Source organism: Paenibacillus sp. FSL P2-0121 (assembly GCF_037975345.1).
Taxonomy (GTDB): domain Bacteria; phylum Bacillota; class Bacilli; order Paenibacillales; family Paenibacillaceae; genus Paenibacillus_AQ; species Paenibacillus_AQ odorifer.
This window is the reverse complement of sequence record NZ_CP150245.1, coordinates 5294496-5314431: the sequence shown is the minus strand read 5'-3', so window position 1 is coordinate 5314431 and position 19936 is coordinate 5294496. Positions and strand designations below refer to the sequence as shown.

General features: G+C 46.0%; 19 protein-coding genes and 1 other annotated feature. Of the genes, 18 read left to right on the top strand and 1 reads right to left on the bottom strand.

The window, feature by feature from the left end; genetic code table 11:
* Window positions 1-49 precede the first annotated feature (49 nt).
* The 15 genes from MKY54_RS23525 to MKY54_RS23455 all read left to right on the top strand — a co-directional run bounded on the left by MKY54_RS23525 (window position 50) and on the right by MKY54_RS23455 (window position 15618).
* Entirely contained in the window at window positions 50-805 is a 756-nt protein-coding gene (locus MKY54_RS23525; RefSeq protein WP_339188128.1) for an FtsQ-type POTRA domain-containing protein, read from the top strand.
* 343 nt (window positions 806-1148) lie between these two features.
* Window positions 1149-2411, top strand: coding sequence for a cell division protein FtsA (ftsA, locus tag MKY54_RS23520; RefSeq protein WP_076136520.1), 1263 nt, complete (start codon window positions 1149-1151; stop codon window positions 2409-2411).
* A gap of 61 nt (window positions 2412-2472) precedes the next feature.
* Window positions 2473-3594: a cell division protein FtsZ gene (gene ftsZ / locus MKY54_RS23515; protein WP_076129065.1), complete on the top strand. Its 1122-nt coding sequence runs from the start codon at window positions 2473-2475 to the stop codon at window positions 3592-3594.
* 270 nt (window positions 3595-3864) lie between these two features.
* On the top strand, window positions 3865-4812 hold the full coding sequence (gene spoIIGA, locus MKY54_RS23510) for a sigma-E processing peptidase SpoIIGA (protein ID WP_076129086.1): 948 nt from the start codon (window positions 3865-3867) through the stop codon (window positions 4810-4812).
* 92 nt (window positions 4813-4904) lie between these two features.
* Entirely contained in the window at window positions 4905-5627 is a 723-nt protein-coding gene (sigE, locus tag MKY54_RS23505) for an RNA polymerase sporulation sigma factor SigE (protein WP_036683937.1), read from the top strand.
* A 78-nt stretch (window positions 5628-5705) separates the two neighbouring features.
* Window positions 5706-6488, top strand: a complete 783-nt coding sequence (gene sigG, locus MKY54_RS23500) for an RNA polymerase sporulation sigma factor SigG (RefSeq protein WP_036683631.1) — start codon at window positions 5706-5708, stop codon at window positions 6486-6488.
* Between the two features lie 130 nt (window positions 6489-6618).
* Complete coding sequence (locus tag MKY54_RS23495; RefSeq protein ID WP_036683628.1) at window positions 6619-6963, top strand: YlmC/YmxH family sporulation protein; 345 nt, start codon at window positions 6619-6621, stop codon at window positions 6961-6963.
* Between the two features lie 104 nt (window positions 6964-7067).
* Window positions 7068-7925, top strand: a complete 858-nt coding sequence (gene pgeF / locus MKY54_RS23490) for a peptidoglycan editing factor PgeF (RefSeq protein ID WP_036683625.1) — start codon at window positions 7068-7070, stop codon at window positions 7923-7925.
* A gap of 3 nt (window positions 7926-7928) precedes the next feature.
* On the top strand, window positions 7929-8615 hold the full coding sequence (locus tag MKY54_RS23485; RefSeq protein ID WP_036683622.1) for a YggS family pyridoxal phosphate-dependent enzyme: 687 nt from the start codon (window positions 7929-7931) through the stop codon (window positions 8613-8615).
* Window positions 8616-8626: 11 nt separating this feature from the next.
* A complete protein-coding gene (gene sepF, locus MKY54_RS23480) occupies window positions 8627-9067 on the top strand; it encodes a cell division protein SepF (RefSeq protein WP_036683619.1) in 441 nt (146 codons plus the stop codon).
* 7 nt (window positions 9068-9074) lie between these two features.
* Entirely contained in the window at window positions 9075-9341 is a 267-nt protein-coding gene (locus MKY54_RS23475) for a YggT family protein (protein WP_036683616.1), read from the top strand.
* Between the two features lie 9 nt (window positions 9342-9350).
* Window positions 9351-10133 (top strand): YlmH/Sll1252 family protein, encoded by a 783-nt coding sequence (locus MKY54_RS23470; RefSeq protein ID WP_036683613.1) that lies wholly within the window; start codon window positions 9351-9353, stop codon window positions 10131-10133.
* Between the two features lie 227 nt (window positions 10134-10360).
* Entirely contained in the window at window positions 10361-10873 is a 513-nt protein-coding gene (locus MKY54_RS23465) for a DivIVA domain-containing protein (protein WP_051491297.1), read from the top strand.
* A 185-nt stretch (window positions 10874-11058) separates the two neighbouring features.
* Window positions 11059-11333 (top strand) — a binding site (T-box leader).
* Window positions 11334-11899: 566 nt separating this feature from the next.
* A complete protein-coding gene (ileS, locus tag MKY54_RS23460) occupies window positions 11900-14992 on the top strand; it encodes an isoleucine--tRNA ligase (RefSeq protein ID WP_076281230.1) in 3093 nt (1030 codons plus the stop codon).
* Between the two features lie 329 nt (window positions 14993-15321).
* Complete coding sequence (locus MKY54_RS23455) at window positions 15322-15618, top strand: DUF5665 domain-containing protein (protein WP_051491300.1); 297 nt, start codon at window positions 15322-15324, stop codon at window positions 15616-15618.
* A 92-nt stretch (window positions 15619-15710) separates the two neighbouring features.
* Here MKY54_RS23455 and MKY54_RS23450 read toward each other — a convergent pair whose 3' ends face one another.
* Complete coding sequence (locus MKY54_RS23450) at window positions 15711-16433, bottom strand: TraR/DksA C4-type zinc finger protein (RefSeq protein ID WP_076098553.1); 723 nt, start codon at window positions 16431-16433, stop codon at window positions 15711-15713.
* Between the two features lie 246 nt (window positions 16434-16679).
* Here MKY54_RS23450 and lspA point away from each other — a divergent pair, with 246 nt between their 5' ends.
* The 3 genes from lspA (at window position 16680) to MKY54_RS23435 (ending at window position 19615) form a co-directional block, all read left to right on the top strand.
* Window positions 16680-17192: a signal peptidase II gene (gene lspA / locus MKY54_RS23445; RefSeq protein ID WP_036683603.1), complete on the top strand. Its 513-nt coding sequence runs from the start codon at window positions 16680-16682 to the stop codon at window positions 17190-17192.
* On the top strand, window positions 17185-18156 hold the full coding sequence (locus MKY54_RS23440) for an RluA family pseudouridine synthase (protein WP_076192046.1): 972 nt from the start codon (window positions 17185-17187) through the stop codon (window positions 18154-18156). Before lspA ends, MKY54_RS23440 begins: the two co-directional genes overlap by 8 nt.
* A gap of 205 nt (window positions 18157-18361) precedes the next feature.
* On the top strand, window positions 18362-19615 hold the full coding sequence (locus tag MKY54_RS23435) for an LL-diaminopimelate aminotransferase (protein WP_339188126.1): 1254 nt from the start codon (window positions 18362-18364) through the stop codon (window positions 19613-19615).
* Window positions 19616-19936 lie beyond the last annotated feature (321 nt).

The following is a 19936-nucleotide window of genomic DNA, read 5'->3' as shown; positions in this document are numbered from 1 at the left end:
CAGATCTCCCAGAGAAGGAGACAGGGCCTTATTACGGAGAATTATGAGAATGACTACAACCCGATTACCTCTTCTTAAAGAGGACAAGCCTAAGAAAAAAATGAGCCGTAAGATTACGGCGATCCTGCTGCTGCTGTTCACTGCGCTTCTTGCTGTGATTTTTTTTAGATCGTCTATTAGCCATATTACAGTGATAGATTTTCAAGGTAGTAAGTATTCTACTAGTGAAGAGCTACTCTCACAAAGTGGAATTAAAATAGGTGGGCAATTCTTTGCTGTATCAACGAAAGATGTGGAAGAATCTCTGCTGAAGCTTAAGACGATTAAAGACGTCAGCGTGCAGAAGGATTTCCCCGGGGTGATCACAGTGAAGATTGAGGAGTTTTCAGCGGTAGCCTATGAACTGGAACAGGGAGGCCTCTTGAAGGCAATTCTGTCCAGTGGAGCTGCAGTCCCTGTTAATGAGACAGGAATTGCCGTTGAGAAACCCATATTAACGAACTGGGACCCGGAAGATCCGAATAAGGCTAAGCTTTGTCAAGCATTAGCAAGCATTCCTAATGAATTGACAAGTGATATCTCTGAGATTGTTCCCTCGCCGACCTTGTCTTTTCCAGACCGGATCAAGCTCTATACTAGATCCCGTTTTGAGGTGATTACAGCCATCTCATTGCTAAAGAGCAAGGTGTCCTATTTGAATCAGATTATAGAGACTGAACAGCCTGGACTGATTAAAATGCTAGAAGCCGATTCATATGTTCCCTTTCAGGTTGTAAGCGATGAAGAAGATGTTGCGCAAGAGTAGTGTGGAGGTAAATAGTCCCTACTAATAGAGTTAAAAAAATGCTACAATCGGAGTTACGGGCAATAAGCTATATCCCTCTTTTTTCTTCGATTTTTTTGAGATATAGTACTATATTTGGTTGAAATGACCAATTAGGCCGATATTTCTTGTGATAATTGCTATTTTTACAATAACATATGAGTAACTATTCACATTTGGGGATGTTGGAATATTATTCCGTTCAAAAAATTTGTAGAAAAAAGAGGGAAAGGATTAGGTATGTTGAATATGTACAGAGAAGTTTCCCGGGACCGGGATAAGGTAATGCAATTAATTATGATTATAACAGGAGGTGCCATAGGACTTGAGCAACAATGACATCATTGTTAGTTTGGACATCGGTACATCCAAAGTTCGGGCAATAATTGGGGAAGTTACCAATGGAACCTTTAATATTATTGGCGTTGGATCTGCCGATTCGGAAGGAATACGTAAAGGCGCGATTGTAGATATCGACCAAACTGTGCAATCGATCAAAAGTGCTATAGATCATGCAGAGCAGATGGTGGGTATTCAAATATCAGAGGTTTATGTAGGCATTTCCGGTAATCATATTGGCCTGCAATCCAGCCACGGTGTTGTGGCCGTTCAGAATGAGGATCGTGAAATCGGCGATGATGATATCGATCGCGTAATTAAAGCTGCGGAAGTCATTGCTATGCCTCCGGAGCGTGAAGTGATTGATGTTGTTCCCAAACAATTTATCGTCGATGGTCTTGAAGGAATTCAAGACCCGCGCGGAATGATTGGTGTTCGTCTGGAAGTTGAGGCAACAATCATTACGGGTGCTAAGACGCCAATACATAATCTACTACGCTGTGTTGAGAAATCAGGGCTGAAGGTAAAGGATCTTGTGCTGATGTCTCTTGGAGCTGGTGGATTGGCGCTGTCCAAGGACGAGAAATCGATGGGATCTGTTCTGGTTGATATCGGTGCGGGCTCAACAACAATAGCCATATACGAAGAGGGTTCTCTTAGTGCAACCTCCACGATTCCGATCGGAGGAGAATTCGTAACCAATGATATTGCCTACGGACTTCGGACACTTACTGATCAAGCGGAGAAGGTAAAACTTAAATATGGTTGTGCTTGGATTGACGATGCAGCCTCAGACGTTGTCTTCAAGGTATTGCGCATTGGCAGTAACGTGGAGAAGGAATTTAACCAAGAGGATCTGGCGGCCATTATCGAGCCAAGGGTGCAAGAAATATTCCACCTGATTCGTCAAGAAGTTAAACGGCTTGGTTACAGTGAACTGCCTGGAGGTTATATACTAACAGGTGGGACTGTCTCGATGCCGGGTGTATTGAAGGCTGCTCAGACTGAGCTGGCTGCATCTGTACGCATCGCCGTGCCGGATTATATCGGTGTACGGGACCCTGGGTTTACCGGCGGTGTCGGTATTCTGCATAATGTTGTCCGTAGTTTCCGTGGAAGAAACAGTGGTGGAAGCAGCAACAAAAAGACGGTCAACCGGAGCAAGCAGAACGCCACTCCGAGTCAGGAAACTGTTCAGAAGCCCGGATTTGTGGAGCGTCTAAAAAATATGTTTAGCGAGTTTATATAAGTGTAAGTCCAGATATACTTGGACCGGCCATCCAAGCACATTGAGGGGGAGATGGAACAATATGTTAGAATTTGATTTTGAAATGGAGAGCTTGGCGCAAATAAAAGTCATCGGCGTGGGCGGCGGAGGTAGTAATGCTGTCAACCGGATGATTGAAAACGGCGTTCAGGGTGTAGAATTTATTACGGTTAATACAGACGCCCAAGCGTTGCATATGGCCAAATCGGAGCACAAGCTGCAGATTGGGGACAAGCTGACCCGCGGTTTGGGTGCAGGCGCCAACCCTGAAGTCGGTAAGAAAGCAGCGGAGGAATCCCGTGATCTGATTTCGAATACCCTTAAAGGTGCAGATATGGTATTTGTTACTGCAGGAATGGGTGGCGGTACAGGTACAGGTGCGGCGCCAGTTATAGCTGAAATTGCTAGAGAGTGTGGAGCCCTGACTGTGGGTGTAGTGACTCGCCCGTTCACATTTGAAGGAAGAAAACGTTATAACCAGGCAATGCTTGGAATCGAAGCTTTGAAAGAAAAAGTCGACACACTAATCGTCATTCCAAATGACCGTTTGCTTGAAATTGTTGATAAGAAAACACCGATGTTGGAAGCTTTCCGTGAAGCAGATAATGTTCTCCGGCAGGCTGTTCAAGGTATCTCTGACCTAATTAAGGTTCCTGGTCTGATTAACCTTGACTTTGCGGATGTAAAGACGATCATGACAGAGCGCGGTTCAGCGCTTATGGGTATTGGTATTGCAAATGGTGAGAACCGTGCGTCTGAAGCAGCACGTAAAGCCATCATGAGCCCACTCTTGGAAACGTCTATTGAAGGCGCCCGCGGCGTAATCATGAACATTACGGGAGGATCTAACCTCTCTCTATACGAAGTCAATGAAGCGGCTGAGATTGTTACATCCGCCTCTGATCCTGAAGTGAATATGATCTTTGGTGCGATAATTGATGAAGGCCTGAAGGATGATATCAAAGTAACAGTAATTGCTACTGGCTTTGAACATAAACCATCGCCTGAAGCTCCAGGACGCCGTCCGGTCTCGACGAATAACGAGCCAGCGGCAGCACCGGATAAGAACGCTGCTAATCTGCGTCCGTTCGGGAATCAGAATACGTCAGATCAATTAGATATTCCGACGTTCCTGCGTAACCGTAATCGTGGCAACAATGACTAATTAAATATTTTTATTAAAAGATATGAAGCACCGTATTCCCCAGCTAATAGAGCTAGGGCAATGCGGTGCTTTTTTTTTATGTGAAATGTTGTTCAGTAGGAATAAAACCCTCCCGCGCTATAACTCGACAAAAAAACCTTAAGAATGCCCCCCAAGTTTAGACAGACTTTGAATGCGAGACTTTTTATACTAATCATATCGTCCAAAAAAACAGAGCCTGATCCATTTTGGCTACAGGATAGATTCCGCCATAGTAAGCAGGTGAATGCACTGGTTGTTTATATTGACTTGATATTCGCCGCCAATCTAGTGATCGACGGAATTCTTTTGTGGCTGACAGGCTGGATGGTCAAGCTGAGGATATCATGGTGGCGTTTAGTCCTCTCAGCTCTGGTTGGTGCGCTGTATGTGGTGATGATGTTTGTGCCGGAGTTGTCTTTCATGTATACCTTCCTCATTAAGTTTGGATTGTCGGTGGTTATGCTATGGATTGCCTTTGGTTTTGGGAGTCTGCAAAGCTACCTTCGCACTATGGGAGCTTTTTATATTATCAATTTCGCAGCGGCTGGTGGGATTGTAGGTATTCACTATTTGCTGCAGAGCTCCGGTGATATTTGGAATGGTATTATGTTCACTGCTTCAGGAGGGCATGCTTACCGCCTAAAGATTGGCTTTTGGTTTGTAATTGCAGTATTTCCCCTGGTGTTAATCTGCTTCAAGGCAGTGCACTCCTCACGAATCAGAAGGGAGCAGCTTGAAACCTATATCGGTGAGGTGGTAGTAGAAATTGATGGAGTGACTGTTTCCTGTCCCGGCCTGCTAGACACAGGTAACCGGCTTTGTGATCCTTTGACCCGCATACCGGTGATGGTTATGGAATCTTCGCTCTGGGAGGGACATCTGCCTGAAACATGGAAAGGTAGACTCACTCAGGACGGAGCGGACAAACTTTTACTAGAAACGGACGGGCAGTCGTTTGCTTGGCAGGACAGGATGCGACTGGTGCCTTACAGGGGAGTTAACCGGGGGGCATCATTTATGCTCGCACTGAAGCCTGATCAGGTGACGATAAAGCTTGGTGAAGATATCTTTTATTGTAAAAGAGTCTTGATTGGGCTGGATGGTGGGACATTGTCGGGGGATGGAGCCTATCGGGCTGTAATACATCCTGATTTGACTCAAAAAGAGAGTGCTACTGTTGCAGCACTGCCTTCCTAATCTTTAAAGCTAGCTGAACCAAACTTCTGATGGCTGAAAGCGGGATTTGAAAGCTTCACACGCGAACCGTGCACTTCTTGGAGGAGGAACAAATAATGGTCAAATGGAAAATTGCTCTGCAGCTGCAATATTACCGCATGCTGTTTCTACTAGGGCTGAAGAGTCAGGAAATCTATTATATTGGCGGGAGTGAGGCACTTCCTCCACCGCTGACACGGGAAGAAGAAGAATATCTGCTTCAGCGGCTGTCTAGCGGCGATGCAGCTGTTCGTGCGATGTTGATTGAGCGCAATCTTCGCTTGGTAGTATATATCGCTCGTAAATTTGAGAATACCGGCATCAATATCGAGGATCTGGTTTCGATTGGCGCTATTGGCTTAATTAAGGCTGTGAACACTTTTGATCCTGAGAAAAAAATAAAACTGGCTACTTATGCATCCCGCTGCATAGAGAATGAAATCTTGATGTATCTGCGGCGGAACAGCAAGACACGGAGTGAGGTTTCTTTTGATGAGCCGCTTAATATTGATTGGGATGGCAATGAATTATTGCTTTCTGACGTATTAGGAACGGAAAATGATACCATTTATCGGAACATAGAAGAACAGGTTGATCGCAAGCTGCTGCAAAAGGCACTGGAAAAGCTGAGTGATCGGGAAAGACTCATTATGGAGCTGAGATTTGGCCTGCGCGGAGGCGAAGAAAAGACACAAAAAGATGTGGCTGATCTGCTCGGCATCTCCCAATCTTATATTTCGCGGCTGGAGAAAAGAATTATCAAGCGGCTGCGCAAGGAGTTTAACAAGATGGTGTAAGGTGAAATTAGCAAGGAATAAAATGGCGAGCCCGGGAGATAATGTACAGTAATGTTTCTCCTTGGGAGGTAAATCATCATGACCCGTAATAAAGTCGAGATTTGCGGTGTGGATACTGCTAAGCTGCCTGTTCTAACGAATGTGGAAATGCGGCAACTGTTCACTTCGCTGCAGCAGCAGGGCGAGCGATCCGCCAGAGAGAAATTGGTAAACGGTAATCTTAGACTTGTTCTAAGCGTTATCCAGAGGTTCAATAATAGGGGAGAATTTGTTGACGATTTGTTCCAGGTGGGTTGCATCGGTCTGATGAAAGCCATCGATAATTTCGATTTATCACAAAACGTTAAATTCTCCACATATGCAGTTCCGATGATTATCGGTGAGATTCGGCGTTACCTGCGTGATAACAACCCGATTCGGGTATCACGTTCTCTCAGAGATATCGCCTACAAGGCGCTCCAGGTACGTGATAGTCTGACCAATCAGAACTCACGGGAACCGACGATATTCGAAATATCAGAAGCGCTGGGTGTGCCGAAGGAAGATGTTGTTTTTGCTCTTGATGCCATTCAGGATCCAGTGTCCTTATTCGAGCCGATCTATCATGACGGCGGCGATCCTATTTATGTAATGGACCAGATTAGCGACGATAAGAATAAGGATGTGTCGTGGATCGAAGAAATTGCATTACGTGAAGCGATGCGTAAGTTAGGACAAAGGGAGAAACGAATTTTATCCATGCGGTTTTTCGAAGGGAAAACACAGATGGAGGTCGCAGATGAGATTGGCATTTCACAGGCACAGGTCTCACGTCTGGAGAAATCTGCGATTCAGCAAATGCAAAAACACGTGAAATCTTAGAGCAGTAGCCATGAGGAGATATTCCAGAATCCGGGTTAAGGATTTTGGGTTGTCTCCTCTTTTTAATGCATGTTGACAAGCTTCCGGATCATATATTGGACTATAGGTCGGATTGTACAGGGGTGGTGAGATGAACGAGGATTATCAAGGGTCTGCCAAAAAAATGAAAATCTCAGATTTTCAGACGAAGGATGTTATCAACATTGTAGATGGCAAGCGGCTGGGGCAGATTAGTGATCTGGAGCTTGATTTGCGCCGTGGTGTCATTGATGCCATCGTTATACCCGGATACACTCGGTTTATGGGATTGTTCGGAGGCGGGACAGATCTGATTATTCCATGGCGGAATATAGTTAAGATCGGGTCCGATGTAGTACTCGTGAAGATTGAAGAGTCGCGGATGTCTCCGGGACAGGAAGAGCGTGAAACGATGTATCTGGAACGGGGAGATCGCAGCGAACGGCGCACTTATTAATTAGGTGCGTTTTTTGTTTTTTTATTTAAGAATTTAGGCGATCAGGCTTAACCGTCACTTTGTACGGGTATTTACATGTGGTACACTAAGGCGGAGGTGAGGAAATGGAACCGTTTGTGCAGGGGAAAGAAATGCTTATGCTGCTCCATCTGGAGCCTTGGCGAGTGGAGCATAACGAAATTACAGCGGGGTTTACTGGTAGACAGGGAGGGGCTAGCAAGGCGCCCTATGACAGCCTGAATTGTGCGTTTCACGTTGGGGATGCTCCTGAAGATGTCCTGAGCAATCGGAGAGCGCTTGCCGAAGCTCTTGATTTCAAGCCGGAAGCATGGACCTGTGGAGAACAAACTCATGGGGCAGAGATAGCTGTAGTAAGGGAAGTAGACCGTGGGCGGGGACAACAGGACAGAGCATCGGCATTTCAAGCTACGGATGGTCTGCTGACGGATGTGCCTGGGGTTTTGTTGACTTCTTTTTATGCGGATTGTGTGCCCCTTTATTTTTATGATCCCGTGCGTAGAGTCGTCGGTCTTGCGCATGCAGGCTGGAAAGGAACGGTGGCTCAGATTGCCGCAGCTATGGTGAGTAAGCTGCAAACGGTATACGGCAGCCATCCACATGATATTGTGGCAGCGATCGGTCCATCCATTGGCGACTGCTGTTATGAGGTGGATGATTATGTGATGGAGCATGTTCGGCAGCTGGAGGGCAGCTTGAATGAGGGGATAGAAACTTTCGATGCTGTGGAGCTTTACAGAGCCTCAGAGACTGATCAGAGTAAATACTTGCTAAACTTGAAAGAAATGAATCGACGCATTATGATAAAAGCAGGAATATTGCCGACTCATATCGAATGTACAACATGGTGTACAAGCTGTAATCGTGATTTGTTTTTTTCTTATCGCAAAGAAAACGGTATTACAGGCAGAATGACGAGCTGGATCGGAATAAAGGAGAGTTGAAAGTTGTCTTTAACACTGCAGGAGAGGATTGCTGAGGTAGAGGAACGTGTAGCACGTGCCTGCGCGGCAAGCGGCCGGGATCGTAATGACGTCAAGGTAATTGCAGTGACGAAATATGTTTCTCTGGAAATGGTATCCTCCGTATTGGAGGCAGGCCTAGAGCATGTTGCTGAGAGTCGCTGGCAGGATGCTGAGCACAAATGGAAGGTTTTAGGGGACAAAGGGACATGGCATTTTATCGGGCATTTGCAAACCAATAAGGTTAAAGACGTTATTGGCAAATTTCAATATATACACTCTTTGGACCGGATGTCTCTGGCGCAAGAATTACACAAAAAGGCGCTTGCTGCTGATCAGGAAGTGAATGTGTTTCTTCAAGTGAATATCTCTGGCGAAGATACGAAGTTTGGTCTGTCACCTGAGGCAGTACCTGGATTTTTACGTGAAATCGCTAGTTTGGACCGCGTTAAGGTAATTGGACTTATGACGATGGCACCTTTAGAAGGTGATCCGGAGCTTACCCGTCCTGTATTTCGCGGACTTCGTGAGCTGCGCGATGAGCTTAATCAACTTGCTTTGACACCTGAGCCGATTACGGAGCTGTCCATGGGAATGTCGAATGATTTTGAAGTGGCGATACAGGAAGGAGCCACCTGGGTACGCCTGGGTACGGTGTTAGTAGGCCATTAGGAGGGATCGTGATGAGCGTTATGAACCGATTTATGAGTTTTTTGGGCTTGCAGGAGGAAGAGGAAGTTGTGGAGCGGGAGCAAATCCACGAAGAGGATGAGTATGAGCCGGCCCCTGTAGAAACCCGCAAAAATCAGAGGGGCAACGTTGTCAGTATCCATTCGCAAAAAAATGTCAAGGTTGTATTATATGAACCACGTTCATATGATGAGGCACAGGAGATTGCTGATCATCTCCGTTCGCATCGGACGGTAGTAATTAACCTGCAGCGTGTTCGCAATGATCAAGCAATGCGAATTATTGATTTTCTCAGCGGAACTGTTTATGCCCTTGGGGGAGGAATCTCTAAAATTGGGGGCAATATATTTATGTGCACTCCAGATACTGTTGAAATTCAAGGCTCCATTACAGAAATCCTAGGTGACGATCAAGACTATAACAGAATGAGGTGAATGGGCTTTGCTTCAAATTGATTACATTATCGATATTTTGTTTAACATTTATTTTTACATGATTATTTTCTATGTGCTAATGTCCTGGTTACCCAACGTTCGTGATAACTTCATTGGAGAACTGCTAAGCAAACTCGTAGAGCCGTATTTAACACCTTTCAGACGGTTTATTCCACCGCTCTTCGGTACACTTGATATCTCTCCAATTATTGCATTACTTGTCTTGGAATTCGCTGCAGGCGGACTTAAATCTATCCTGCATTTGATTTTTTAGGCAATTGTGATGAAGAACGAAGTTTACGGGCATTTTCATCCCGATGAACGTCAATTTGTGGACAAGGCCTTCGAATGGGTTACCAACGCTGGAGAATATCATGAGACTAAATTAACTGAATTTCTCGATCCCCGCCAAGGTTTTATTCTGCAAACTTTAGTTAACCGCCATCCTGATGTGATTGTTAAATGGGAAGGTGGACATGCTGAGGCAGAGCGGAAGCGAGCGCTTGTCGCTCCTGATTATCGTGACCTGGATCAGGAAGACATGGAGCTGAAGGTGCTTGCAATAACCTCAGGGGAGCAGAAGTTTCTGGCTCTGGAGCATGGGGACTACATGGGTTCTATTCTGGGGCTGGGCGTTAAACGAGGCAAAATCGGTGATATTCATGTTCTGGACGATGGTTGTCATGTTGTAGTCGCTGCTGATATTGCAGATTATTTAGCTATGAATTTAACTGGAGTGCACCGGATACAGGTAAGTACGGAAGTATTACCCCTTTCCGCCTTGCGTAATAGTGAGGTTAAGCTGGAATTGATGGATTTGACTGTAGCATCCCTGCGATTGGATGGCATTGCCGCAGATGTAACACGGCTTAGCCGAAGCAAAATTCTTGCTCCCATCAAGGCTGGACGTGTTCGGGTAAACTGGAAAGTGGAGGAAGACCCATCCTGCGGTCTTAAGGATGGTGACATGGTATCTATTCAAGGCTTTGGTCGCTTCAAGGTTCTAGAGGTCGGCAGTTTGACGAAAAAGGGCCGATACCGTGTTCAGATTGGTAAATTTGTGTGAATCCCTTGCAGGAATACGGTCTTACTTGTCGAAATTGATTATTTCGAGGGAATCAAACATTTTTTAAGCTGGACGCCGATACTTTTAAGAAGAGGCGGACCATGAATGGCAGGCGGAACACAGGAACACCTTCTGCCTTTACTTGAAGTACAGTCTTTCTTCTTTGTCTGCCGCTTAGTTGCGATTTAGAGATAAAGAAGGTCCGAAATTTCTAGGAGGTGCACAGCATGCCATTAACACCGCTCGATATACATAACAAGGAGTTTTCTCGGAGACTTCGCGGTTATGATGAGGACGAGGTCAACGAATTTCTGGATCAAGTGATCAAGGATTACGAAAGCGTCATCCGTGAGAACAAGGAACTGCAGAATCAGCTTTTGTCTATTCAAGAGCGTCTGGATCATTTTGTGAATATTGAAGAAAGTTTATCGAAGACGATCTTAGTCGCTCAGGAAGCGGCGGATGATGTGAAGAACAACTCCAAGAAGGAATCCCAGCTCATTATCAAGGAAGCGGAGAAAAACGCCGATCGTATTATTAACGAAGCGTTATCCAAATCCCGTAAGGTTGCTATTGAGACTGAAGAATTGCGCAAGCAAGCTTCGATCTATCGCACTCGTTTCCGGACATTAGTGGAAGCTCAGCTGGAGCTGTTATCACAGGATGACTGGAATGCCTTAGAGAGTCGTGAGGCGAGCGAGAACGTAGCTTTCAAGGATGATGTTCTTCATCGCATCTAAAGGTTTCAGACGATAATTGGCTAAATAGAGGGAGCTATTCCCTCTATTTTTATTTTCCGATAAAATAGACCATAATAAAGTGAACTCCATGTGCAAGTACGCTCATAATAGCTAGATTGGGCGAATGGTTGTTGACATTTAGATTCAAAAAGTCTATAAATAGAACATATCTGTATAATGTTTATATGTATTCGATGACGGGACAAGTACGACAAGGTAACGTTCTCCAGAGAGTCGGCGATTGCTGCGAGCCGATTGTTCGAACCCTGCCGGAAGATCTTCCCCTAGAAGTTAAGCTGAAGCGTTGATCGTGCGTAAGCCTAACCGTCTGCCGGACGTTACACCGGACCTGTGCACAAGATTTACGCGCAGGACTGAGATTGTGCTGAATACACTCCCCTTAAGGATGTGCTCATGCGCAGAATTAGGGTGGTATCGCGAGCGTCGTCTCGCCCCTTTGGGGGTGGGATGACGCTTATTTTGTTGTTCCGGGGCGGCCATCCCCCTAAATCCCCCTTTCTAAGGGGGACCCCAAGGGCTGCTGCCCTCTGGACACCCGCAAAGTAAAGCCTCGTGCAAACTAGGTACGGTGGTGGAAACGAACGGATTCATGTGGCTGAAGGAGCGGCCCTTCTTAGGCTCCCCTGGCGGGTTCACCTGCGGGGCCTTTACGGCAAGAGCGGTGAGCGACCAGCTGCGCAAGGTCGCGTATGGCGCCCCGAGCGATTGCTGCCCTGCGGGATCGCAGCTCGGGAGCCCGGGCAAGAGCGGTGAGCGCCCAGCTGCGCAAGGTCGCGTATGGCGCCCCGAGCGATTGCTGCCCTGCGGGAACGAGGCTCGGGAGCCAGGGCAAGAGCGGTGAGCGACCAGCTGCGCAAGGTCGCGTATGGCGCCCCGAGCGATTGCTGCCCTGCGGGATCGCGGCTCGGGAGCCAGGGCAAGAGCGGTGAGCGACCAGCTGCGCAAGGATCGCCCAAAGATCGAAAAGAGCTTTATAGACTAATCCATGAAAGGATTGACCATCACATGCAAAAAGTAGATGTCAGAGAAAAGGCGCGGGCAAGAGATGTCCGCATATTAAAGAAATGGAGCGACGAAAATACGTTCCGCAAGTCCATGGAGAACCGTGAGGGACGTCCAAATTATGTATTCTATGAAGGTCCGCCTACAGCAAACGGTGCGCCGCATATCGGACACGTGCTGGGACGGGTAATCAAGGATTTCATCGGTCGTTACCAGACGATGAAAGGTTACCGCGTGGTACGTAAAGCGGGCTGGGATACACACGGTCTGCCAGTAGAACTAGGCGTACAAAAGAAGCTTGGCATCTCCGGCAAACAAGAGATCGAGGAATATGGCGTAGAAAAATTCATCCAGGAATGTAAAGACAGCGTCTTCGGTTATGAGAAGCAATGGCGTGAATTTACAGAAGCAATCGGATACTGGACGGATTTAGATAATCCTTACGTAACCTTGGATAACACCTATATCGAAAGTGTATGGAACATCTTGGCTACAGTGCATGAGAACGGGTTGCTTTACCGCGGACACCGTGTTAGCCCGTATTGCCCGAGCTGCCAGACTACACTAAGCTCACATGAAGTTGCTCAAGGCTACAAAACCGTTAAGGATCTCAGTGCGACCGCGAAGTTCAAGCTGGATGACAGCGGAGACTACGTATTGGCTTGGACGACAACACCTTGGACCTTGCCAGCCCATATGGCGCTAGCTATGAACCCGGACATGGATTATGTACGTGTGCAACAAGAAGATGGTGTGTACATCGTTGCTAAAAACTTGGTCGAAGAAGTAATGAAAGGTGAGCACACAGTCCTTTCTACACATAAAGGTTCCGAGTTTATCGGTAAAACTTACGCACCTCCATTCGGATATATTAAGGCAGAGAAAAGCAATGTTATCGTAGGCGCTTCTTTCGTTACAGATTCCAGTGGTACAGGGATCGTACACATGGCACCAGCACATGGTGAAGATGACTACAAGACTTGCCGTGAGAATGGCATCAGCTTCGTAAATGTGGTTGATAATTCCGGTAAGTATACGGATGTAGTCTCTGATTTTGCGGGACGTTTTGTTAAGGATTGCGATCTGGATATCATTAAGGTTTTGTCTGAAAAAGGATTGCTTTACGGTAAAGAGAAATACGAGCACAGCTATCCGTTCTGCTGGCGTTGTGATACCCCACTTTTGTATTACGCAACAGACAGCTGGTTCATCAACACTACAGCGATCAAAGATCAGCTGATTGCTAACAACAACAGTGTAACTTGGTACCCTGAGCATGTACGAGAAGGCCGTTTCGGGAAGTTCTTGGATGAACTGGTTGACTGGAATATCAGCCGTAACCGTTATTGGGGTACACCCCTCAATGTCTGGGTATGTCAAGAAACGGGCAAAGAGTTTGCTCCACACAGCATTGAAGAGCTAAGAGCGATGGCGATTGGTGATGTTCCGGAAGATATCGAACTGCATAAACCTTTCGTGGATAAGATCAAGCTGCGCAGTCCGTTTAGCGAAGGTGCAGAGATGGTTCGTACATCGGAAGTGATCGACGTATGGTTCGATAGTGGCTCGATGCCTTTTGCACAAAGCCATTATCCGTTTGAGAACGAGGATAAGCTGGATGATCAGTACCCGGCAGATATGATCTGTGAAGGGATCGACCAGACCCGTGGATGGTTCTACAGCTTGCTTGCAGTATCCACCTTGTTCAAGGGTAAAGCTCCATATAAAGCAGTTATTGCTCACGGTCATATCCTCGATGAGAATGGTCAAAAAATGTCTAAATCCAAAGGTAATGTTATTGATCCTTGGGAAATCATGAACGATTACGGCACGGATGCATTCCGTTGGGCTATTTTGTCCGACAGTGCACCGTGGAATAATAAACGTTTCTCGCGTGGTCTTGTAGGTGAGACGAAATCTAAAGTAGTGGATACGCTGGTAAATACACATGCCTTCTTGACGCTGTATGCGGGCATTGATGGTTACGATCCAGCCGATCATCCTTTTAAAGTATCAAAACATAAGCTGGACCGCTGGATTCTGTCCCGTCTGAACAGCTTGATTCTTTTGGTGGATAAAGGGCTTGCGGTAAATGACTTCGTGAATACGTCTAGAGCTATTGAGAACTTTGTGGATGAGCTGAGTAACTGGTATATCCGTCGTTCCCGTGACCGTTTCTGGGGGAGTGGTCTAGGTGAAGATAAACTGGATGCTTACCGTACGTTGACTCATGTGCTTTTGGCGACAGCAACTTTGATGGCTCCATTTACACCGATGTTGTCCGAAGATATCTTCACGAACCTTGGCGGCGGAGAAAGTGTGCATTTGGCAGACTACCCGGTTGCTGACGAGAACTTGATCGATAAAGAGCTGGAAGAGGATATGGAAAGTGCAAGACAGATCGTTGAGTTGGCGCGTAACGTACGTAACGAAACAGGCATTAAGAATCGTCAACCGCTGTCCGAGCTGATCGTTTCGATGAACCGTGACTTCCATTTGGCTGAGTATGAAGAGATCATCAAAGATGAGATCAACATCAAGAACATCGTGCTGGAGAACAGTGACAGCGGATTTGTTGATTTCACACTCAAGCTGAATCTTAAGGTAGCCGGTAAAAAATACGGTAAAAATGTAGGCTTCCTGCAAGGCTTCCTGAAAAGCCTCGACAGTGATTCTACCCGCAAAGCGGTACAGGACGGTAAAATTGCAATTGCGACACCTGAAGGTGAAGAGCTTGTAATCACTTCTGAAGAGCTGCTTGTTGAAAAACAAGCCAAAGCAGGTTTCGCCGCAGCTTCCGGATATGGAGTTACGGTTGCGCTCAATACCGAAATCACGCCTGAGCTTGAACAAGAAGGCTGGGTTCGTGAGATCATTCGTGCGGTTCAAGATTACCGTAAACGTCTGGATCTGCCGATCGAGAAACGGATCGCACTCACTTTGAAGTTAGATGATGAGCTAAAAGCAGCTGTTACAGCATTTGACAATGTATTGCGAGACAATGTTCTTGTGACTACGGTTGATTTTGATGGAGAACATGCTTTTGAGACGGTAGAAGTCGGTGATAAATCCATCGGTATCCATATCGAAGCATAATTCTGCATTACCTGTCCCAAAACAGCATATACTAGCGGCATAAGTGTAAACGGAGATCTTCCGTTTATGCGGGAAATATAGTCTTTATATTTCGGCGCAAAACTAACGAGTCCCGAGCTTAAGGAGATGAATTCTCTTTGGCCGGGCTCGTTTACTTTGTAGCGAAGGAAAGACATATGAGAGGAGCCGTAGCTGTGGAGGGAAATAAGAGGAGAATCTCCATTAAGACATCCGGCAATAAGAATAACCCAGACAAGGAAAAGGAGAATAAGGCTTTTCCTGAAGTTAATCCTGAGTATCTAACAGCAGATCCGCGTAATCCCGAGGATATTCCGCTGGAAGAAAAAATGAATACGATGTACCGTTTGACCTTTGAGTGGGCTCATATTTTGGAAAAATCCCGAATTTATCAATATACGGATCTGCTATATTCACCTTGGCGGTTGATTTGGAGAAATATTTTATTTGGAGCAGCTCGGGGAGTTGGGATTGCACTGGGTTTTACTTTTTTTGCGGCAACGATTATTTATATCCTTCAGGGACTAGGCGCGCTCAATCTACCGATCATTGGTGATTATATTGCGGATATTGTGCGGATCGTACAACGTCAGCTAGAGTTCAAATAGTCATCGAAACGTTAAGATTAAAAACAGCGAACCATTCCTCAAAACTGGAACAGTACGCTGTTTAAATGTTTTTGTATAGGGGACATTTGTGTTTAGTCTTCGTCGAGAGGATCTAGGCTATGAGTTGCCTCGTCACTGTCCAAATAACGCTGGTAGCTCCGTCCCGGCACTACAATTAGATTGTTGCCCGTGATATCAGTGGCGATAAAGTTCTCCCAAGGCTCTACGCAGCCTTCCAGCTCATCGGCTTCAATCTCCATATCATTATAAGAATCAATATTGTTGCCCTCCGCCATGGCGGGAGAATTCGAGGTACCCCAGCTTTCTACAATCTGCCAGGCATCCTCGCCGTCAAAACCGTTTTGATCGTCGCGCTCATCCAGACTGGTGCGTCCAAAAGGTGGAGATAACAGCTCCTCTTCTACTGGTCGAGTGAAAGGTGCGTTTTGCCGCGGGTTGTGCTCTTTACAATAAAGTGTGGAAGGGATGGCAGATAAACGTTCAAAAGGGATCGGCTCACCACTAGCCTTGCATATCCCATAGGTGCCATTATCCATAGCAGATAAAGCAGCTTCAATATCGTCCAGCTCATGCTCGTCCCGCTCTAACAGTGAAATGTCCATGGAGCGATTATACAAATCGGTGGCTGCATCTCCTGGATGGTTGTCATTCTCGGAAAGTTCTCCGGAGCCATCCCGCATGGATTCATCTAAGCCGTAATGTTCATTATTCTGAAGCCTGTGCTGAATCGTATCCCGATCTTTTTCCAATCGTGCGCGTAGCTCTGAGAGCTGCTGTACTGTCAGGTGCGTCATAATGAGAAAGCTCCTTTCTGTACCTTTTATAAGAATCATTCCGACTTGCCGGATAACACCGGATGGTTCTTCTGTTAGGTTGACCGGAGAGCAGGGATTTTAGCGCTGGAAAATAGTCCCCAAGATTGAACTTAGCGGATGTCCCGCAATAGACGATTCTTTAAGGGCTGTGCTACAATATACAAGTCTTTAAACAGTATTCGTACCGCATTTAGCGGGAAAAATAAGAACGGAGTGACAACTTCTGTGGTGTACTATTTGATTGCTCTTATTGTATTTTTGGTGGATCAAGGGACAAAGTATCTCATTGCTACACGTCTGGAGATCGGAGAACAGATTTCTGTTATCGGAGATTTTTTCCTGATTACCTCTCATCGCAATCGCGGGGCTGCTTTTGGGATTCTCGAAGGTCAGCAATGGTTCTTCTTTCTAGTTACGGTTGTAGTGGTTAGTGGTATCGTTTGGTATTTGAACAAGACTAGACACTCGCGGAAGCTGTTATCTGTTGCCCTAGGGCTTGTACTGGGTGGAGCTATCGGTAACTTCCTGGACCGGATAATCAATGGTGAGGTTGTTGATTTCCTTCTGTTCAATTTTGGGAGCTATAGCTTCCCGATTTTTAACGTGGCGGATTCTTGTATTGTCATTGGGGTTGGATTGATTCTTTTGGATTCTTTTCGTGACCTTAAGAATGGCGAAGAAATTACGGAAATAAAAGAAGTAAAAGAAGCAAAGGAAGTAAGAGAAGGGAATGAATGATTTGAATAAAGACGTCAATCACCAAGCGGCATCTACGAGCGAAGAAGAGAGGGACGTCACGGAATGGACCGTTTCGGCAGAGAACGCGCGGGAGCGAATCGATAAATATATTACGGAATCATGGGAAGAAGAAATTTCCCGTTCTCAGGTGCAGCTGTGGATCAGCGGCGGTAACGTTACGGTTAATGGTAAGCCAGTGAAAGCCAACTATAAGTTATCGGAAGGCGACGTGGTTAGCGTTGTTGTCCCTGAAGCAGAAGTAACGGATTTGATCGCGGAGAACATTCCTCTTGAAGTTGTATATGAAGACAGCGATGTCATTGTGATTAATAAACCCCGGGGCATGGTTGTGCACCCAGCTGCGGGACATCCGTCAGGCACCTTAGTAAATGCGCTGATGTATCACTGTAAGGATCTGTCCGGCATTAACGGTGAGATTCGTCCAGGTATTGTCCATCGGATCGATAAGGATACCTCTGGTCTTATCATGGTGGCTAAGAATGATGCCAGTCATGCCTCGCTTGCCGCACAGCTTAAAGAGCATAGTGTTACGCGCCGATATATTGCAGTCGTACACGGCAACTTGTCGCATGATAAGGGCACTGTTGACGCACCGATTGGCAGAGATCCACATGATCGCAAGCTATACACAGTAACCGAAAAGAACAGCAAGAAATCCGTAACCCATTTTACAGTAATGGAACGTTTCGGAGATTGTACACTGCTGGAGCTGCAGCTGGAGACTGGCCGCACGCATCAAATCAGGGTACATATGAAGTTCATTGGCCATCCACTTGTAGGTGATCCGATATATGGACGCAGCAAGGGCACTACGATGAATGGACAAGCGTTGCATGCGGCGGTGCTTGGATTTGTTCATCCTACCACAGGTGAATATAAAGAATTCAGCAGACCTATTCCAGAGGATATGGAAGAAGTGCTGTTCACACTACGCAGCAGATAAGTACAAATGAAGTGATAATTAGTCTATGGTATTGAACACTACTTTACGGCATATTTAAAAACATAAGGATAAAGAAAGGGTAATGCCTTATTCTTTATCCTTATTTTTATAATGAAACGGATATCCGGAAACATACGCCATCCAAGGGACGGCGAAGCCGTTTCTTTTAAAAGTAGAATAGATATTCAGGAGATGAGATGACAGTATGAGTATTGAACAATACCAAGATAGCTTCATTCAGACTAATTTTGCAGACCGCATCGGCGGTGCCAATTATGGCAAAGACACTTCGATTTATAAATTCGAGAAAATCAAACGTGCTAAAGCATCCGCAAAACAGGATTTTCCTAACATTGAACTAATTGATATGGGCGTAGGCGAGCCGGATGAGATGGCTGATGCGGGTATCGTAGCTAAGCTTGCTGAAGAAGCAGCGAAGGAAGAAAACCGCGGATATGCGGACAATGGAATTGCCGAATTCAAGACTGCTGCTGCTGAATATTTGCGAGAAGTTTTCCGGGTGGAAGGAATTGATCCAGACACGGAGGTAGTTCACTCCATCGGATCGAAGCCTGCGCTGGCAATGTTGCCATCTTGTTTCATCAATCCAGGTGATATCACGATTATGACCGTGCCGGGTTATCCAGTCTTGGGTACACATACTAAATATTTGGGTGGACAAGTATTTACAGTGGAGCTGAAGAAGGAGAACAAATTCCTTCCAGCTCTGAATGAAATTCCGGAAGACATTGCTCGTAAAGCTAAGCTTCTTTATCTAAACTATCCAAACAATCCAACGGGCGCTAGTGCCACTCCTGAGTTTTTTGCTGAGGTCGTTGCATGGGCGAAAAAATACGATGTAGTGGTTATTCATGACGCACCTTATGCTGCCTTGACCTATGATGGTTTGAAGCCACTTAGCTTCCTCTCCGTTCCAGGTGCAAAGGATGTGGGTGTAGAGCTGCATTCTCTTTCTAAGTCTTACAATATGACGGGTTGGAGAATTGGTTTTGTGGCTGGTAATCCGCTAGTGGTTAAAGCCTTCAGCGATGTGAAGGATAATAACGATTCCGGCCAATTTATCGCGATTCAAAAAGCAGCGGCTTATGGTCTTGCTCACCCGGAGATTACTGAAGCGATTGCGGATAAATACTCCCGTCGTCACAACCTGCTGGTTGATGCACTGAATAGCCTCGGCTTTAAAGCTGAGAAGCCAAAAGGCTCCTTCTTCCTGTATGTCGCTGCACCTAAGGGAATCAAAGACGGCCGTCGCTTTGAATCCGGTGAAGATTTCTCCCAATTCCTGATTCGTGAGAAGCTGATCTCCACTGTGCCTTGGGACGATGCAGGTCCGTTTGTTCGTTTCTCCGTTACCTTTATTGCTAAAGGTGAAGAGGAAGAGAGACGTGTCATCTCTGAAATTCAAAGACGTCTTAGCGATGTGGAATTTGAGTTTTAAGCATTGTTATTGAAATTAATGAGGCTGTCCCAAAAGTAGTGAATTCTACTTTGGGGCAGCTTCTTTTTTATGGAATAGGAAATGTTGTAGATGTTACTGTGCCCTATGACTATATGCCACGTGTTGTGTATTGTAGTGCATTTTAGTGTAGTGTTCTGTTATTCGGGTGGGTGGTGTTGACTGCAATATTTGATTTTCGTACAGCTTGCAGTAGATGATTTGTGGTAGCTGTGACGGTGGAATTTGTGCAGTGGACTTTCTGCGGTGGGCTTGTGTGGTGAGCGATATGCGTTCTGTGTTTGTGCGAAGTAAAGAGTGGGT

Bases quoted from the DNA above. Each gene is read 5' to 3' on its own strand.
- sepF (WP_036683619.1), top strand. From the start codon at position 8,627: ATGAGCGTTATGAACCGATTTATGAGTTTTTTGGGCTTGCAGGAGGAA.
- MKY54_RS23440 (WP_076192046.1), top strand. From the start codon at position 17,185: ATGAATGATTTGAATAAAGACGTCAATCACCAAGCGGCATCTACGAGC.
- MKY54_RS23470 (WP_036683613.1), top strand. From the start codon at position 9,351: ATGAAGAACGAAGTTTACGGGCATTTTCATCCCGATGAACGTCAATTT.
- ileS (WP_076281230.1), top strand. From the start codon at position 11,900: ATGCAAAAAGTAGATGTCAGAGAAAAGGCGCGGGCAAGAGATGTCCGC.
- MKY54_RS23465 (WP_051491297.1), top strand. From the start codon at position 10,361: ATGCCATTAACACCGCTCGATATACATAACAAGGAGTTTTCTCGGAGA.
- MKY54_RS23495 (WP_036683628.1), top strand. From the start codon at position 6,619: ATGAACGAGGATTATCAAGGGTCTGCCAAAAAAATGAAAATCTCAGAT.
- pgeF (WP_036683625.1), top strand. From the start codon at position 7,068: ATGGAACCGTTTGTGCAGGGGAAAGAAATGCTTATGCTGCTCCATCTG.
- MKY54_RS23450 (WP_076098553.1), bottom strand. From the start codon at position 16,433: ATGACGCACCTGACAGTACAGCAGCTCTCAGAGCTACGCGCACGATTG.
- sigG (WP_036683631.1), top strand. From the start codon at position 5,706: ATGACCCGTAATAAAGTCGAGATTTGCGGTGTGGATACTGCTAAGCTG.
- ftsZ (WP_076129065.1), top strand. From the start codon at position 2,473: ATGTTAGAATTTGATTTTGAAATGGAGAGCTTGGCGCAAATAAAAGTC.
- MKY54_RS23525 (WP_339188128.1), top strand. From the start codon at position 50: ATGACTACAACCCGATTACCTCTTCTTAAAGAGGACAAGCCTAAGAAA.
- MKY54_RS23435 (WP_339188126.1), top strand. From the start codon at position 18,362: ATGAGTATTGAACAATACCAAGATAGCTTCATTCAGACTAATTTTGCA.